The 17,098-nt window shown below is 38.5% G+C and carries 13 protein-coding genes; 5 read left to right on the top strand and 8 right to left on the bottom strand.

The genetic code is table 11. The annotated features are described in order from the left end of the window. From EBF12_RS04260 to EBF12_RS04225, 8 genes are all read right to left on the bottom strand, one after another. A partial coding sequence (locus EBF12_RS04260; RefSeq protein WP_482793326.1) for a PDC sensor domain-containing protein occupies positions 1–1,103 on the bottom strand: 1,103 nt, incomplete at its 3' end. An 88-nt stretch (positions 1,104–1,191) separates the two neighbouring features. Further along, positions 1,192–1,644 carry a hotdog domain-containing protein gene (locus EBF12_RS04255; RefSeq protein WP_121726561.1) on the bottom strand — a complete coding sequence of 151 codons (453 nt, stop codon included), beginning with the start codon at positions 1,642–1,644 and terminating at the stop codon, positions 1,192–1,194. Between the two features lie 2 nt (positions 1,645–1,646). Next, the gene (gene cmoB, locus EBF12_RS04250) at positions 1,647–2,627 is read right to left on the bottom strand and encodes a tRNA 5-methoxyuridine(34)/uridine 5-oxyacetic acid(34) synthase CmoB (RefSeq protein ID WP_121726560.1); all 981 of its coding nucleotides are present in this window, start codon (positions 2,625–2,627) and stop codon (positions 1,647–1,649) included. Further along, positions 2,624–3,673 (bottom strand): hypothetical protein, encoded by a 1,050-nt coding sequence (locus tag EBF12_RS04245; RefSeq protein WP_121726559.1) that lies wholly within the window; start codon positions 3,671–3,673, stop codon positions 2,624–2,626. The genes cmoB and EBF12_RS04245 overlap by 4 nt, the downstream gene beginning before the upstream one ends. A gap of 23 nt (positions 3,674–3,696) precedes the next feature. Then, entirely contained in the window at positions 3,697–5,652 is a 1,956-nt protein-coding gene (metG, locus tag EBF12_RS04240; RefSeq protein ID WP_121726558.1) for a methionine--tRNA ligase, read from the bottom strand. A 23-nt stretch (positions 5,653–5,675) separates the two neighbouring features. After that, positions 5,676–5,879: a hypothetical protein gene (locus EBF12_RS04235; protein ID WP_121726557.1), complete on the bottom strand. Its 204-nt coding sequence runs from the start codon at positions 5,877–5,879 to the stop codon at positions 5,676–5,678. Beyond that, positions 5,872–6,711, bottom strand: a complete 840-nt coding sequence (locus EBF12_RS04230; RefSeq protein WP_121726556.1) for a class 1 fructose-bisphosphatase — start codon at positions 6,709–6,711, stop codon at positions 5,872–5,874. The genes EBF12_RS04235 and EBF12_RS04230 overlap by 8 nt, the downstream gene beginning before the upstream one ends. A 44-nt stretch (positions 6,712–6,755) precedes the next feature. Then, positions 6,756–7,469: a hypothetical protein gene (locus EBF12_RS04225; protein ID WP_121726555.1), complete on the bottom strand. Its 714-nt coding sequence runs from the start codon at positions 7,467–7,469 to the stop codon at positions 6,756–6,758. An 87-nt stretch (positions 7,470–7,556) separates the two neighbouring features. On the opposite strand from EBF12_RS04225, the gene rpe reads away from it, so the two are divergent. The 5 genes from rpe to EBF12_RS04200 all read left to right on the top strand — a co-directional run bounded on the left by rpe (position 7,557) and on the right by EBF12_RS04200 (position 17,090). After that, positions 7,557–8,219, top strand: a complete 663-nt coding sequence (gene rpe, locus EBF12_RS04220) for a ribulose-phosphate 3-epimerase (RefSeq protein ID WP_121726554.1) — start codon at positions 7,557–7,559, stop codon at positions 8,217–8,219. Positions 8,220–8,231: 12 nt separating this feature from the next. Next, positions 8,232–8,996, top strand: a complete 765-nt coding sequence (locus EBF12_RS04215; RefSeq protein ID WP_121726553.1) for a 3'-5' exonuclease — start codon at positions 8,232–8,234, stop codon at positions 8,994–8,996. Between the two features lie 148 nt (positions 8,997–9,144). Further along, positions 9,145–10,617: a 1-acyl-sn-glycerol-3-phosphate acyltransferase gene (locus EBF12_RS04210; RefSeq protein WP_244196356.1), complete on the top strand. Its 1,473-nt coding sequence runs from the start codon at positions 9,145–9,147 to the stop codon at positions 10,615–10,617. Positions 10,618–10,630: 13 nt separating this feature from the next. After that, the gene (locus EBF12_RS04205) at positions 10,631–11,563 is read left to right on the top strand and encodes a pseudouridine synthase family protein (RefSeq protein ID WP_121726552.1); all 933 of its coding nucleotides are present in this window, start codon (positions 10,631–10,633) and stop codon (positions 11,561–11,563) included. 85 nt (positions 11,564–11,648) lie between these two features. Then, positions 11,649–17,090, top strand: coding sequence for an alpha-2-macroglobulin family protein (locus tag EBF12_RS04200; RefSeq protein ID WP_121726551.1), 5,442 nt, complete (start codon positions 11,649–11,651; stop codon positions 17,088–17,090). The last annotated feature ends 8 nt before the right edge of the window (positions 17,091–17,098 follow it).

Raw genomic sequence — 17,098 nt, 5'->3', positions numbered from 1 at the left:
TATTTAAAAAATTCAAAGAGAGCGTTGGAGATATTGCGGATACGATTTACTATTGTTGTGCGGATGAAGATAAACACGATAAGAGAAATCAAAGCAATGGCTACAATACCAATTGATATTACAACAAGCTGTAATGTGGATAGTGGCTCTTCAATAGCTTCAAAAGGGGCGAGTGATATAACGCTCCAATATTGCTTCGTGCCAGGCCACAATTCAAATGAAGTAATAGCTAATTTTGAACTTTCTCCATCAAGTGTTGTATAGGTCAAGATTCCATCTTCTAGCTTTTTTGCAGCTTCAACAATGGCACTAGCACTTGGGTGAGGATTAAGATCACGGATATTCTTTAGACGAATGGCTGCTCGTTTATTAAAGATAATATCTCCATTAGTGTTGATGACAAAACGCTGTGCGTGTTTAAACACATCAAGTTTGCTATCAACCAAACGCGTTTCAATATCTTCTAGGTTGAGAAAATTCCCCATAATTCCTAAAACTTTGTTTTTATGGATAATAGGGACGATTGCAGCTTTGACATAAAATTTATCCCCATCGATACTTATCTCCTTAGAATCTGTCACACTGATTGTGTTGCTTGAAAGTGAGGGTAGAATCTCTGGAAATTGGCTTAGAATCTCTCTAGGAAAATTTGATAGCTTTATTCCTCCCATTTTTGGGTCAGTATCTATTGCAAAAATGGCAAACTCCCCACTTGATAAAGCATATGAAGTTGTGCTTAAAAAATCTCTTGTATAGTCTTTATTCATAATGATAAAGCCACCCACAGAGTAGCGGCTAGCATCAACGACATTGCCTATAATATCTCTTAGTACTATTTCATTAAGCATACCTTTCTCGCCAAGGATTGCAGCAAGACTAGATTCAGCACTAATAGTGGTGGCAAAGATTTCATTAACTACCCCTTCAAGGAAATACTTGTAGCGATATGCGGTGTTACTTAAAAGTTTATCACTCTCATTAGAGAGGATACTTGATGCAGTTTGTGAAACAATGAAAATCATCATCGCAATACAAAACGCAACAATGGCAGAAATGACAAGAACAAGCTTTGTGCCGATATTAAGACGATTGAAAAAACCCATAGACAACTCCTTAAGCGAAAAGTAAAATAGAAAACACGAATCGTTATTTTACAAAAAAAAAAAAAAAACAATAACAAACAGGTGCGAATTATTCATCTTTAAAACGAAGTTTAAAGATTTTTTTATCAAAAACAGCAATGTGGAAAAGTGAATCAAAAATCTTAATATCCAGCAAGAAGCCTTCAACCTTGACCTCACATTTTTTTGTATCGCTTTGCACGGCTTGGGCTTTAAATACCACTTCGTGTCCAAGCTCAATGGGTGCTAGGAACTTCACATCTGAAGCGATAAGCACGCTATATTTTTTATTAATCGCTGCCATTGCAGCAAAACTTGCAGCATTAAACACAAATCCGGCGTGAATCATCTTACTCTCATCCATAATCATACGCTCATTTGGGCGAAACCGCACGATTGCTTTGTTTCTATATAGCTCAACAAGCTCCCCAACGATGCTGGGGGACATAGAGGTGCAAACTTGCAAATCGTCATTTTCTAAGGGAATATGGGCATTTTCTTCATTTAAGCCATCATCTGTCATTTTTACTCCTTTTTAAGCTTGAAATATCCTCGCACAGGTGCTTGATAGCCTTCTATGGTAAGGCTTTTATCTTGTTGCAAAAAACTTTCAAGACTTTGAGAATCTACCCACGGCGTTTGGCGTTGCTCTTGTGTGGTGGTAGGCATAAGGGCTAGGATTTCAAAATGTTTAAACTTTGCCCTCTCACACCAACCCTGCAAAGTAGGGATACTTGGGATAAAATAAACATTTGACATTTTAGCATAACTTTTTGCAGGGCTTAGGCATAACTCTTGGCTAGATTCATAAATAAGCGTATCTAGGATAAGCTCCCCGCCACGATTTAAGCATTGAGAGAGGGACTTTAGCGTTTCTATGGGGCTAAGGCGGTGGTATAGCACACCAAGACAGAAAATTACATCAAAAGCCTTCTTGCGTGATTGACAATACAAAGGCAAATCTTCCACGCCTAAAAGCTCAAAATCAATGGGAGCTTTGATAAAGTGGTTTAAAAACTCAAATTGAGCTTTAAAAATCCCGCTTGGGTCAAAGCCGGTGATTGACTTTGGCAAATTATCAGGTAGCTTAGAATATTCATAAAAATTTAGCATTTTTTGCTTATGCAAAAGCATTTCAAACATATAATAGCCATTATTACAGCCTATATCGGCAATATGTTTGCCACTTAGCTTACAATGCGGAGCAAGAAGCTGCCATTTAATGAAGCTTTGCCATTCACTATCAATATGCAAATCAAAAAGATAGAATCCCCCCTTACGCCACGGCTTAAGCTGTGTAGCAAGAGAGTGTAGCATTTGGCTATATTGCGAGCTAGAATCTAAAGTAAAAGCAGAATCTAAAGCGGTAATGTGGATTCCATTATCACTCCGTATGCGTGAAGGGATATGGGGCAAGGTAGCAATAGATTCTAATAATGGAGCAATGTTTTTGGCTTTTAGTATGCTTGTAGCCTTAGCTTTAGCATACTCTTCAAACTCGCTCATAGAGAATCTTCTTGTGGATTTTGTGCTTCTTGCTCCCACAAATTTGAAAATAAATCTAGCTCTTTTATTTGCCTATGATTTGTATTGAGCGCATTGGTGAGTGTCTCATCGTTAATGCCTAGCACAAGGGCAAAATTAAAATTTTGTGTGCGGATATATTCGCATAATTCTTCTTGTGTGTTGTAAGCAAAAGTTTGAGCTATTTGGTTAAACAGCTCCAAATACACTAAAGGCACGAGAAAAAGGAATTTCCCCCACGCGGCATTATTGGCAATATAAGCCATATATTTTTTAAACTGCTCTATATCCTCTTCGGCAATGGCAACCTTAGCGGCTTGACCATATTCAATAACCTTGCCAAAGGCGTTAAGAAAATTAGGCTTAAAATATGGGATATGTTTAAAACGGGCGAGGTCGTGGCTGATTTGGCGAGTTTGACAAAGATTCAGCACAGAGCTTAACTCATTAAAAAATATTTTGGGAAGATTGATACGATAATGGGTGCTTTTGTAAAAAATGGTGCTATCAAAAAGCGTGTGTGAAAGCAGTAGAAACGGACGCTGTGAAGGCACACTAGAGCCAACCACTTCAAAGCTAATATCAAGCACATTTTGATTATGTGTGATGATAAAAGCCACTTCATCATTAAACAGCTCAATAATATCTTCTAAGCTATGTGAAGAAAACTTCACAGATACATCATCAATAATCTCTTTTGCGATAGCCTCTTCAACGGGGCTAAGCGAAATGGTCGTAACATTTTTAGCAAGGAGTTTGTAGCGGATAAGGCGGATAAGAGAATCTTGAAGGTTTTCTACCAAAATCCACGCTATTTCTTCATCAGTTATTGCTATTTGTGGATTATCATAAATCACCCCATACGCCCCAGATTCAATAGCTTGTTGAATCTGTGTGTGGTCAGCAGCGATAAATAAATCACCTCTTTGAATCTGCTCTATATGGCAGATAATGCGTGAAAACTCCGCTATGGAAGGTGAGCTTAACAACTTTCCTTTAGTGATTTCTACAACTTCATTTACTCTCAAAAAATGTCCTTATAGACTAGAATCTAGCTTATCTTGCTCCCATTCTCACGCGGAGTATCTAAACAAAGCAGGGACAAGCCATTTTCATCTTTACTAGCAAGTATCATTCCCTCGCTCAAAAGCCCCATCAATTTGGCAGGTTTGAGATTAGCAATAATGCACACTTGCTTGTTAAGCAATTCATCAGGCTTGTAGTATTGCGCGATACCAGAGATGATTTGACGAGGTTTTGGCTCATTAATATCTACCATAAGTTTTAAGAGTTTTTGGCTTTTCTCTACCGCACAGCACTCTATGACTTTTCCAGCGCGTATGTCAATTTTACTAAAATCTTTAATATCAATAAGATTTGCAATATTTGCAGATTTTGTTTGATTGCCCTGTGTTTTAGAATCTAAAGGTTTAGATTCTATGTGTTCTTGTGTGGATTCGGGCATAAGGGGTGAATCTATACGCGGAAAGAGTGGGGGGATTTTTTGAAGGATTAGGCTATCAAGCAGAGCGTGTTGCTTAATGAGTGTGGCAAAAGAATCTGGACTGATTGTAAAAGATAAGGCGTAGGCTATTTTTTCAGCAGATTGTGGCATTATGGGATAAAGAAGCAAAGAGGCTTTTGCTAAAATATTAGCAATAAGCCCTAGTAATGCCATTGCCTTATCTTGCTGTGCATTTTTGATGAGATTCCAAGGCTCATATTTTGTGATGACACCATTACCTAGGCTAAAGGCAGCCCATAACTCTTCAATGTAGCGTTGTGGCTGCATAGTTTGCATTTTTTCTTGTGTGCGATCAATGATGTTTTCTAGCTCGTTTAATTCTGTGGCAAAAAACTTTTTCACATCTTTAGAATCTACTTTGAGTGAAAAATACTTCTCACTCATACCCAAAAGGCGATTAAGCAAATTCCCCACATCATTGCCAAGCTCGGCATTAATGCGTTCAATCAAAGCTTTTTGGCTAAAGTCCCCATCTTGCCCAAAAGGCATTTCACGCATTAAAAAATATCGCAAAGATTCTATGCCATAGGCTTGTGCGACTTCTTGTGGATTGATGACATTGCCGATACTTTTACTCATCTTTGCCCCATCTTTAGTCCACCAGCCGTGTGCGTAAATATGCTTTGGCAGGGGTAAATCAAGGCTCATCAAAAAGGCTATCCAATACACAGCGTGGAATCGTAAAATATCTTTACCTACAAAATGCAGAGCATTCTCCCAATAAGCCATCTTTGCAGAATCTTGCATATAGCCAAGCGGACTGATATAGCTAAGCAAAGCATCAAGCCACACATACATAATGTGCTTTTTACTATCATTGCGTTTTGGGTTTTCTGGCAGTGGGATTCCCCATTCAAAGCTTGTGCGTGTGATGGATAAATCATTTAAGCCTTCACTTATAAATTTTACCACTTCATTTTGGCGAAATGCAGGGGCTATCATATTTGGGTTTTGTTTGTAAAACTCTAGGAGTTTGTCTTGATATTTGCTTAAGGCAAAAAAATAGCTCTCCTCTTGCACAATTTGAGTTGGTTTCCCACAATCTGGACAGCTAAGATTCTCTCCTAGCTGACTTTGGGTAAAAAAACTCTCACAAGAGATGCAGTAGTTTCCCTCATAGCTACCCTTATAAATATCACCTTTTTCACACATTATCTCAAAGGCTTTCTGCACGCTTTGGCAGTGTTTAGAATCTGTGGTGCGGACAAAAATATCATAATCAAGTTGAAATTCATTCCATAATTCCTTAAACTTCACACTCACGCTATCGGCGTAAGCTTGTGGAGTTTGATTATGCTTTTGTGCGGATTGCTCTATTTTTTGCCCGTGCTCATCTGTGCCGGTAAGAAATAGCACATCTTCACCTTGCAAGATTCTAAACCTTTTGAGCATATCGCATAAAATAGTCGTATAAGCGTGTCCTATATGAGGAATGTCATTTACATAATAAATAGGGGAGGTGATGAAAGTTTTTTGTTGCATTTTTATCCTTTTTGATTTTAGTTTTAGTTGAAGTCAAAGTCGCCTTGCTGTCCTTTTGACATACTCTCATACACGGCTTTGACATATTCTTGTCGTGTTTGACAAAGGAGAAAACTCTCACATTGTGAGCAAGATGTAAAAGATTTACTTTGTTGGCATTGCTGTAAAATGCGACTTTTCTCTTCAAGCCTTTGTGTAAAAATATCCGTGCTTAATGTCTCATTCATAGACTTCCTTTACAAGATTCATCTCATAAGTGCTGCCAAAAAAGCAAGGCGTGGTGTCGTGGAGATGTTCTACTTTAAGCTCTAAAAGTCTTTCTTTGCCATTTGTAGCTATTCCTCCGGCTTTTTCATAGATAAAGGCAAAGGGGAATACTTCAAAGAGTTTTCTTAGCTTCCCTTGTGGTGCATCACTTGTTGAAGGATAGCTAAATAACCCTCCACCCTTAATAAGAATCTGATGTAAATCTGGCACCATTCCACCAGAATATCGCAAACGATAGCCTTGGGCAAAAAGGGATTCTACCATTGCCTTATGTTTGCCTTCCCAATTTTTTTGTGTGCCACCGGGCGAGTTTAACTTACCCTTTGCTTGAAGTTGCAATGCGCCTAGATTTTTCCAAATTTTGCCATTATAGCGAGAGTGCAAGACTTGCTCTTGGGTTATGACCATCTCAAGCCTTACACCATAGATGATATATCCACTTGCAATAAGTGAATCTGCTTCTAATTTTTCATTATAGATTCCAAAAATCGTGCCAATGCTTAGGTTGCTATCAAACAAAGATGAGCCATCAAGTGGGTCATAAGCGATGATATAAGGGGCTTGTGTATTTTGAGAATACACAATCTCTGCTTGTTCCTCACTGCAAATACCTTTTACACAAGGCAATTCTAGGAGCATTTCTTGCAAAAGTTTATCAGCTCTCACATCAACTTCAAGCTGTGAATCTCCACTAGCATTTGTGCTTTCAAGGTAGTTTGTGGAGGTGTCTTTTAAAAGCGTATCAATACGCACGGCAGCCTCTCTTAGAGTTTCAATAATCACGCTTATCATACGATTCCTTTTGTTTAAAATCTTGGGATTATAGCATTTTAGCTTTAAGCTTTGATGATATTGTCAAGTTCTTCATAAAAATGTGAATCTTGTATCATTTGATGAATGCTTGCGTGATGATATGGTGAATCTAAGAAAGCATTATAATCACTGATTGTAACCTTATTCCAAGCTCTTCCTATAAGGGCTACAATATTTGGTCTGCGGAGATTTTTGGCTTTGTTTTTAATATAGACATTTTCCCAAAGTCTTATGCCATTAGGGCGGCGTGTGTGGGAAGTAAATCCCACAGGATCAAGGGTTAAAAGATAATGCAAGGAGATATGATGAGAGCTTTGTATATCGCATAAGGCTTTGTAAAAATTACTCGCACCCCACGAATGAGTGATGACAAAAATGGGCAGATTCTGCTCCATAAGGATAGGAAGCCATAAAGCAAAAAGGCTGCGTGATTTAAAACTCGCATAGATCTTGAGGCAAGATTCTGCTTTGAATCCTACAAATTCCCTAAATACCGCACGCATAATCGTATCGCAAAATCCTCCTATAAAAATCACAATAGCCTTAGGATTAGAAATATGTTTTGTGGCATCAAAGCCTGTGGTGTAGGGGATTTTTAGTCCGCAAGGATTGTAGGGAATCGTCGGGGCAGGAAGGGAATGCAGGGGATAAAAAAGTGTGGGGGAAAAAGGGTGCAAATACGCATAAAGGCGTGAAGTGGGTTTATCTTGAATCTGTGGCGATTGGGAGTGTGGCATATTGTTCCTTAAAGTGCAAACGAGTTTGAATGTGTTACAATAGCATAAAGATTTTAATATTTAAGCTATTAAGCTATAAGGATAACGATGCAAACAAAAGAAAACAAGGAGATTCTCATCGCCCCAAGTGTGCTATCAGCGGATTTTTCAAGGCTTGGCGAAGAAGTAAAAAATGTGTGTGATGCGGGGTGTGATTATGTGCATATTGATGTGATGGATGGGCATTTTGTGCCAAATCTCACTATGGGTCCTATGATTGTAAAAAGCATTGCAAAGGCTTCAAGTAAGCCACTAGATATTCATCTTATGGTCAAAAATGTGCCTTTTTTTGTGGAGTTATTTGCTCCATTGAAACCAGCTTTTATGAGTGTGCATATTGAAGAAGTGCAGCATTTACATCGTATTATTTGGCAGATTAAAGATTTGGGAATTAAAGCCGGTGTGGTGCTAAATCCTCACACAAATGAGCAGGATTTAGAATATATTTTGCCCGATGTTGATTTGGTGTTGCTTATGAGCGTGGATCCGGGTTTTAGCGGACAAAGCTTTATCCCTAGCTCTCTTAAAAAGCTTGAGAATCTCAAAAATCTCCGCGATAGGCTAAATCCTAACTGCATTTTGGAGATTGATGGTGGGGTGAGTGATAAAAATATCACTGCGTTAAAAAATGCTGGGATTGATATGGTGGTAGCTGGGAGCTATATCTTTGGCTCAAATGATTATAAACAAGCAATACAATCTTTGCGTTAAATTCTATATTAGATGACTTACGCTCAGCTTTTTGAAAAACTGCGACAATCGCCAATGAATGAAAAGCAGTTTTATATGTATGTGAAGAATATCGGCGGATTATATGCCGATGTAGAATCTGAAATAGAGCTGCTAAAAGGTGCTGGTGGGGCATTGCATACGCAAGAGAAAAATGGTGAGCTATACTTTAGCCTTGCGACATTTTTTCAAGCGTGGCAGGAGAGAGAGTTTGTTTTTGTGGATATTGAAACAAATGGTGCAAAGCCCCAAAGCAGTGAGATTATAGAAATCGGTGCATTGAGAGTGAAAAATTCGCAGATTCTAGAAAGCTTTGAAAGCTATGTGTATGCTCCCTTTGTGCCTGAAAACATCACAGAGCTAACAGGCATAAGGCAAGAAGATATACAAAATGCCCCACAGAGCAAGGAAGTGCTAAGGGCTTTTAGGGAGTTTTTGGGTGGTGGTGTGTTTGTGGCTCATAATGTGAATTTTGATTTTAGCTTTTTAGATTATCATTTGCGACAAAATGGGCTTTTTGGTCTGCTTAATCCTAAGCTTTGCACAATTGATTTAGCTAAAAAAACTATTCTTTCAAAGCGTTATGCCTTGTCATATTTGAATGAATTTTTGGGTATTAACACGGCTGTTAGCCATCGTGCCTATGCTGATGCACTCACAAGTTTTAGAATCTTTGAAATAGCTGTAAATATGCTACCTCTTAGGGTAAAAAGCGTGCAGGATTTGCTTGATTTTAGCAAGGGGAGATTTAAGCGTTAGACTTTTGGTGTAGAATCTTAGATTCTATGTGTTTGCTTAGTAATTTAACTTAAAATGCACGATTTGCAAATCATCAAACAAGTTCAAAGGTTATGTAAAATTGTTTAGTATCAATATAATTTATTTACCCTAAGGGAGAGGGATGCTAATGAAACAACAAAGATTTATTAAGATTTTTATTTGGCTTTTTCATCTCATTTATTTGCGTGAGGTAAAGCTCATCGCGTGGCGTGATGTTGTTCCACAAGATTTTCATCTCACACCACAAGATTCTAGCTCCACACACATCCAAGCACAACAAACACAATTACAAAGCGACAAACCCGCCCTTGCAAATCTATGCAGCACACAGAATCTAGCAACCCAGCAAAATCCACAAGCCCCACGCCCACGCATTTTACTCCACACAAAAGATATAGGGCTAGATTCTACACATCGTTATCTTGCTTTGCTTTCTCATCGCAATGGTGCGTTTGATGGCTGGGTGTATGGACGCTTTATTCCACGATTTGCTTTTATGATGGCAAAGCAACTGCATAAGTTTTGGTGGCTTAGAGCAATTTTTCCGGGCATTGCTATAACGCGGCAAAAAGATGACCCGCTTCATTATAAAAAAGCTAATCTCAACGCCTTAAAAACCTGTGTGCAAGTCTTGCAAAATAGACAGATTCTCTATGTTTTCCTCGAAGGCACAAGCTCACTAGGACATAAACATCTACCTTTTGAGCAAGGAGCGGCGAGACTAGCGATGATAATCCAAAAAACTCCCTTAGAATCTGCACAATCTTCCCACACTCCCCTTTATATCCTGCCTATGAGTGTTTTTTATGATGATCCTACTTTGCTTGGTGGCAAAGCATTTGTTATCTATAATGAGCCTTTTATCTGCCCAAAAGATATGGATTTAGAGCAGCTCCATATGCTTTTTAGCCAAAAGCTAGAGCAGATTCTACTTGAATATGAGAGCCAAGAATCACAAGAAATGGCACATTTTTTCGCAAGTTTCCTAAGCTCAAATACCACTTTCACGGACTATTATGCTAATCTCATTTGGCTCAAATCCTTGCAAAATACAGCTCAAGATTCAAGTACATTTACAAAGATTGTGAATCTCACTCAAACTTACCGCAAAACACCCCTGCCTAAACTTTACAAAAAAGCTCCCATCTACCCACAAAGCTTTTTGCTTAGCCTATGGACTTTTAGCATTTGTTTGCCTATTGTGGCATTGAGCTTTGTGTTTAATCTCTTGCCATTGCTTTATGGGAATCTTGCGGCAAAACTTTTTGCAAAAGAAGAACACACTATAAGCTTATGGAAAGTTATATTTGGCTATGGCGTGGGCTTTGTATGGTGGGGTGGCATATTGCTTACAAGTGGAATCTGCGGGGCTTTTGGTATGTATGATAAACTTTTTACTTTCTTGCATAATGGGCGAGATTCTGCCTTATTAGATTCTATGCTGGGCTGTGGAGCTGGAATCTTACTTACTCTTATGGGCTTGGGATATGGGGGCTCAAACTCTATGGTGCATTTAAAAAACATAGCATTGCACTTTATAATGCCTGTTTTCATTATAAAAGATTCAAAATGTATAAAAACTTCAAAAATAAACTCTTAGGAATTCTCAACTAATGCCCTTTGTCAATACGCCCTATCATATCAAAGAGCCTATTTTGGCTTTTTTGTGGCTTATGCGTGAGCGTGGATGCACACAAGCCCAAGCACAAAAAATCCTAGACAAACACCGCCTTATGCAAAATAATCGCCCCATCAGCAAGGCTGAAAAGATTTGTGGTGATGTGGAGCTAAGTGAGTTTGTGCCAAGCTCCATTCCACACTTGCTACATATTGAACCACTTTTTTATAATGATGATTTTTGCCTTTATGACAAACCGCATAATCTCCTAACTCACCCAAAAGGACGCTTTTATCACTATTCACTTAATGATATTCTCAAATCCCGCTTTGGCACACACGCCAATGCCCTGCACCGCCTTGATAAACAAACAAGTGGGCTTGTGCTATGCTCCATTAACCCAAAAAGTAAAAAGATTCTAGAATCACTTATGCAAAATCGTGCCATTTCTAAGGGCTATTGTGCGATTGTGGAAGGCAGAGTGAATCGGGAGATTCTCATTGATAAGCCCACAATGACACAAAAACAAAAAGGGGATTTATCTATCAAAAGTATTATTAGTCAAAAAGGCAAAGAAAGCTACACCCTTATCCGCCCCCTAGCTTATTATAAAGATTCTACACTGATTTACGCTCTAGCCCTTACGGGCAGGACACATCAAATCCGCTTGCATTGTGCGTATATAGGGCATAGAATCTTAGGCGACCCACTCTATGGCGTGAGTGAGGAAAAGAGCAGATTCTACCTTGAAACGCCACATCTTAGCCAAAGCCAACATCAAGCCCTTTTTGGCGCTCCCTTTTTATGTCTTAATGCCTACACTCTCCGCTTTAGCTTTCAAGGGAGTGATTATCATTTTAAAAGCAATACTCCATTTGGCTTTATGCCACATTTTCAGGGCTTTTTCCAAAGTCATACTTTCTTGTAGCCTTGCTATTTTTTCACTCAAACCTTTTTTTGTTGTATAATACAAGCTCCCATTCCAAGATAACCCCAACATTTAGGAGCTTTGTATGTTTGGTAGAATCTCCGGTATTATGCTTGTTTTTGTCATTAGTTTGTTTGCTCTTTTTGCCCTAGCGTGTTCGGATAATAAATCGGTGAGTTCTTATTCCCAAGAGATACGCACTGATGATTCTATAACAATCACTTTTAATGAGCCTATTATAGAAGAGAATGCCACACTTGAAAATGGCACACAAGCCTTGAAAGCAGTGTTACCAAGCACTGAAGCGGATAAAAAGATTGTTCTTAATGGTGAATCTATTTTTGCACAATATAGCTATCTTTCCCCCTATGAGCTGACAATAGTTTTTCCACAAGGGGCTTTAAAGCCAAATACCAAATATAAACTTGAACTTAAACTTGATAAGCTTGAAAGCTCCCGCCTTAAAGACACGCTCAATCTTGAGTTTCGCACATTGCCTACACAGATTCACACTTCGCAATTTGCCCCAAACTTCATAAGTGATACGAGTTTTAACTTTGAACTCAATGTGAGCTTTTCCCAGCCCATTGTCATTACGCCACTTAGCAGGGCAAGTGAAACAAAGGATTTTGATACATTACGCAAAGCCATATCGCTACAAGATGAGAGTGGCAAGGAGTTGGAATTTAGCATAGGTTTTAACACTTATGAAAGCTCTTTACTTATCCAATCTCAAAATCTCGCCATTACAGATAAGCCTACACGCTATACGCTCACGCTCAAAGCGGATTATTTTGGATTGCAAAAAGATGAGGTTTTACACTATGAACGCGTGAGTGAAGGCTTGGAGATTGTAGATATACAAGCTATTTCAAGTGAAAAGTCCCATATTCAGGTGCATTTTTCACAGCCCTTAGCGGATAATAAAGATATAAAAGATTTTATCTCTCTAAGCCCGAATCTTAAGACAACCGCCATCATACAAGGCAATATCTTACAAATTTACGCACCTTTTAATATCACACAAAACTATACTTTGAAAGTCAAAGAAGGCATTGCTGCAGTGGATAAATCGCTTTTAAAAGATTCTAAAGAAGAGCAGATTGTGTTTAATCAAATCGCCCCATCTATTGTATTTTCACAACAAGGGGTCTTTCTCCCAAGTCAAGCAGAGAAAAAAATCGCCTTTAAAAGTATAAATGTCAAAAAAGTCAAACTTAAAATAAGCAAAATTTATCCAAATAACATCACAGCCTATCTTCACAAACAAAATCTCATCGGCAGCACAAAATATTCTACTCGCACAGACTATGATGATTATTATGATGACTATGGAGAAAGTTCGGGAATCTATGCAGATTTTGAAAGACTAGGCGATGTGGTCTTTGAACAAGACTTTGCACTCAATATGCAAAAAAATCAGTGGATTCAAACACAGCTTGATTTTTCAGCCCTTAAAGCAAATGAGGGGATTTTTATCCTTGAGTTAAGCTTTGATAAAGATGGGGTGGATTATGACTTTCCTAAAGATACTTCTAGCTGGAGGCAAGAGCAATTTTTTAATCAATTTGGCAAGATTCAAAAACATCTCATTTTTTCAAATATCGCTTTGCTTGCCCAACAGATTGATAACAAGCTTGAAGTCCTAGCCCTTGATATTGCAAGTAATAAGCCCCTGCCTCAAGTTCAAATCAATGCCATCAATCAAAAAAATCAAATCGTTGCTAAATCCACAAGTAACGCACAGGGTTTAAGCATATTTGAAAATGCCAATACTATTATGTATCTTAATGCTACTCAAGGCAAAAATACGACTATTTTGCGGTTCAATTCGCCTTTAAGTTTGGAGGGCTTTGACACACAAGGATTAGAATCTACAAGCAATGTCAATGCATATATTTACACCGATAGGGGCGTGTATCGTCCCGGTGAGGTGGCTCATATCAATATTATCGCTCGTTCAAACAATGCAAGCATAACCCACCCTATTAGCATATCTATCACTTCTCCACAAGGCAAAGTTGTGCTTGAAGATTTTATGCTAAAAGAGCAGCTTTTTGGGCTATATCATTATGATTTTAAGAGTGAAAAATCAGCCCCAACAGGAATCTGGCGAGTAAAGCTCAAAATCGGCAATGCGGAATTTTGGCATAATCTCTCAATAGAAAGTGTCGTGTCAGACCGCATAAGAGCGGAGATTCTAAGTCCTGATACACTTTCGCTCCAAACCTTACAAAAAAATGACAAAACACTCTTTTATGACATAAATTCAAGCTATCTTTTTGGCGCGCCTGCGGCGGATTTAAAATTTGAAAGCGACCTCTATGTGCAAGGAGTAAATTTCTCCGCCAAAGCGTATCCAAACTATACTTTCACTCACCCCTCATCTTTGCAGTATAGCTTTAATGATGGGCAGGAAGGCATATTAGATGCAAAAGGCTTCTCATCTCAATCTTTCAGTTTAAAGAACCTAGAGGATATGAATAAAAATCTTCGTGCCTTTATTCATACAAAAATCTTTGAAAACGGCGGACGCTATGTAAGTGCAAGAAAAATGATTGATATAGCCTTGTATGATAGCTTTGTGGGGATAAAAACACCATCAGCTTATGTAAGTGCTAATAATGAAATTGCCCTGCCCGTTATTGTACTCTCTCACGATACGCAAAAGCCCTTGTCAAATCGCCAACTCACTTATAGAATCTATCAAAATAGCTATTCTTGGTGGTGGGATTATGATAGCTATAATGAGTTTTTACGCTCCTTTAAACAAGATAAAAATACCAAATTGATTAAACAAGGCAAACTCACTTCAGCCCTTGAGCCTACTTTATTGCGTTTCACACCACATCAAAATGGAGAGCTTTTCATAGAAGTGGAAGATGAGAGTAATCATCAAAAAAGTGCCGTTATCCTTTATGCAAGTGAAAGCGGAGAGCCAACAGACGCACCAAAGCTCACACAGCTTCAAATCAAAAGCGATAAACAAAACTACCTCTCTAATGAAAAGGCAAAAATTAGCTTTGAAAGTGCCAAGGATTCTAAAGCTCTTATAAGTATTGTGAGGGGCAATACTATTTTGCAAAAATTTTGGCTTGATACACAAGAGGGGCAAACGAGCTTTGAACTACCGCTAAAAGAGAGTTTTGCTCCAAATGTATATGTCGCCATTACGCTATTGCAAAATTACGCAACACTTGATAATGATCGCTCACAGCGACTTTATGGCGTCTTGCCCATTATGGTTGAAAATGCAGAATCTAAGCTTTCTTTAGATATACAAGCTCCAGATTCTATTCGTCCAAATACGGAGTTTAAAGTTAAGCTTTCAAATGCACAAAAACAAAAGAGTGCCTACACACTTGCTATTGTTGATGAAGGACTACTTAATCTCACAGACTTTGTCTCGCCAAATCCGTGGGCGTATTTCTATCAAAAAATGGCGTTTATGCTTTCAGTCTTTGATAATTATGATCTTATCATCAGCAGAGATATTGGCACAATGCACCAGATTCTAAAAGTTGGGGGTGATGAGTTTGTTGGCGCATCACATCGCAAAGATTTAAATCAAGCACAAAGATTTAAACCTGTGGTGTTTTACTCTAAGCCCGTGATGAGTGATGAAAGTGGCAATGCCGAGTTTAGCTACATAATGCCCGCATATATGGGAAGTGTGCGTATTATGGCGGTGGGTGTGAATGAAAAAGCCTATGGCTCTAAGTCTCAAAATATGAAAATAATCGCTCCTGTGGTAATGCTCCCAACTTTACCTCGTTCTTTAAAGATAGGTGATAGTTTTGAACTTGCCATTGAAGTTTTGCCTATACAAGAAAATGTCGGTAAGACAACACTGAAACTTAAAAGTGGGGACAAAATCAAGCTTGAGAAAAACAACATCACTTTGGAATTTAAAGATAAAAAATCTCAAATTGTTAAAATCAATGCAAAAGTGAGTGAAGAGAGCATAGGGCAGGATTTTATAGAGATTAGCCTAGCAAATGGGGATTTTAAAATGAGTGATGTAACGCACATTGATATTTTGCCAAATAATCCCTACACGACCATAAGCCAAAAGCATACACTTTCATCTAAGCAAAAACTTAGCCTAGAAAATCCCAAAAACTATATAAAAGATTCAGAATCTAGCTATATTCTAGTGAGCCAAAAGCCTATTATGAGTATAGATCATCGCTTAAGTTGGCTTATTCGTTATCCTTATGGCTGTATTGAGCAAACTACCTCAAGCGTTATGCCGCAGCTCTTTTTAGGCGTATTGGGTGAAGCGGACTTCATAGACAAGCCAAGTATTGTAAAAAATATCAATGCTGGAATCGCACGCATTAGCACATTCCAAACAAGTGATGGTGGTTTTGCATATTGGCAAGGTGAGTCCAAATCAGATTCTTGGGGAAGTGCGTATGCAGGACATTTTTTACTCTTAGCTAAAAATCAAGGCTATTATGTGCCTGAAAGTGTGCTAAAAAAGTGGATAAACTATGCTATTTACAATGCTCAAGCAAATGGCAGTGTGTATTTACTCTATCTACTCTCCTTAGCTGGTGAGCCACAAATTGGGCTACTCAACAATGTATATGAACATCACCTATCAAAGCTTGAAATTAGCGATAAATGGCTTCTTGCTGCGGCTTACAAACTTGCAGGAATGGAAGAAATCGCTCATAAAATTACAAAAGATTTGCCCACCAAAGCAAAGCAACGCGATAGCTCATATTATGACTTTAGCTATGGCTCAACCTTGCGTGATGATGCGATGATTCTAAACGCTTATGGTGATATTTACAAAACTCCGCACAAAGAGCTTCTCTCCTATATTTTAGGGCAGCTTGAAAGCGATAAATGGTATAGCACCCAAACGCTTGGTTACTCGCTCCTTGCCATTGCCAATACAATACCAAAAGAGCAAAAAGAGGCAAAAAACTTTAGCTTTAAATTTGATGGCAAAAGCTATGAGAGTGCAGATTCTATAAAACTGCCTTTTAATGGTAAAAAAGCAGAGTTTGTTTCTCAAAGTGATTTTCCACTTTATGTTAATCATATATGGGATGGAATCTTGGAAGAAACTGACATTAAAGCAAGTGCGGATAAAATCGCCATTGATAGGGAGTTTTTAGATACAAATGGCAAACCCATTGATGTTAGCACTCTTGCTTCGGGACAAAGCTTCTATCTTATGCTAAGTCTAAAAAATGCCGATAACAACACGCCTGTGAGTGTTAGAAATGTCGCTATTACGCAGAATCTCCCAAGCGGCTGGGAGATTGAAAACACAAGGCTTAATGATGATAATCTGCCTGATTTTGTCCGCGATGATCATATCACTTACACTGATATTGGCGATGATAAGATAATGTGGTTTTTAGATTTTCATAGCCAATCACGCAAAATGTTTGTAAAGATTAACACCATTACACCCGGAAGCTACCTTCTGCCTCCTGCTACTGCGGAAGCAATGTATGATAATAACTTTAGGGCAAATACGGCTTCTATGCCTGTTATGGTCAAATAGCTTAAGCC

Source organism: Helicobacter labetoulli (assembly GCF_003670275.1).
Taxonomy (GTDB): Bacteria; Campylobacterota; Campylobacteria; order Campylobacterales; family Helicobacteraceae; genus Helicobacter_C; species Helicobacter_C labetoulli.
This window is presented reverse-complemented; position numbering and strand designations above follow the sequence as displayed.

Bases quoted from the DNA above. Each gene is read 5' to 3' on its own strand.
- EBF12_RS04255 (WP_121726561.1), bottom strand. From the start codon at position 1,644: ATGACAGATGATGGCTTAAATGAAGAAAATGCCCATATTCCCTTAGAA.
- cmoB (WP_121726560.1), bottom strand. From the start codon at position 2,627: ATGAGCGAGTTTGAAGAGTATGCTAAAGCTAAGGCTACAAGCATACTA.
- metG (WP_121726558.1), bottom strand. From the start codon at position 5,652: ATGCAACAAAAAACTTTCATCACCTCCCCTATTTATTATGTAAATGAC.
- EBF12_RS04235 (WP_121726557.1), bottom strand. From the start codon at position 5,879: ATGAATGAGACATTAAGCACGGATATTTTTACACAAAGGCTTGAAGAG.
- EBF12_RS04230 (WP_121726556.1), bottom strand. From the start codon at position 6,711: ATGATAAGCGTGATTATTGAAACTCTAAGAGAGGCTGCCGTGCGTATT.
- EBF12_RS04225 (WP_121726555.1), bottom strand. From the start codon at position 7,469: ATGCCACACTCCCAATCGCCACAGATTCAAGATAAACCCACTTCACGC.
- rpe (WP_121726554.1), top strand. From the start codon at position 7,557: ATGCAAACAAAAGAAAACAAGGAGATTCTCATCGCCCCAAGTGTGCTA.
- EBF12_RS04215 (WP_121726553.1), top strand. From the start codon at position 8,232: ATGACTTACGCTCAGCTTTTTGAAAAACTGCGACAATCGCCAATGAAT.
- EBF12_RS04210 (WP_244196356.1), top strand. From the start codon at position 9,145: ATGAAACAACAAAGATTTATTAAGATTTTTATTTGGCTTTTTCATCTC.
- EBF12_RS04205 (WP_121726552.1), top strand. From the start codon at position 10,631: ATGCCCTTTGTCAATACGCCCTATCATATCAAAGAGCCTATTTTGGCT.
- EBF12_RS04200 (WP_121726551.1), top strand. From the start codon at position 11,649: ATGTTTGGTAGAATCTCCGGTATTATGCTTGTTTTTGTCATTAGTTTG.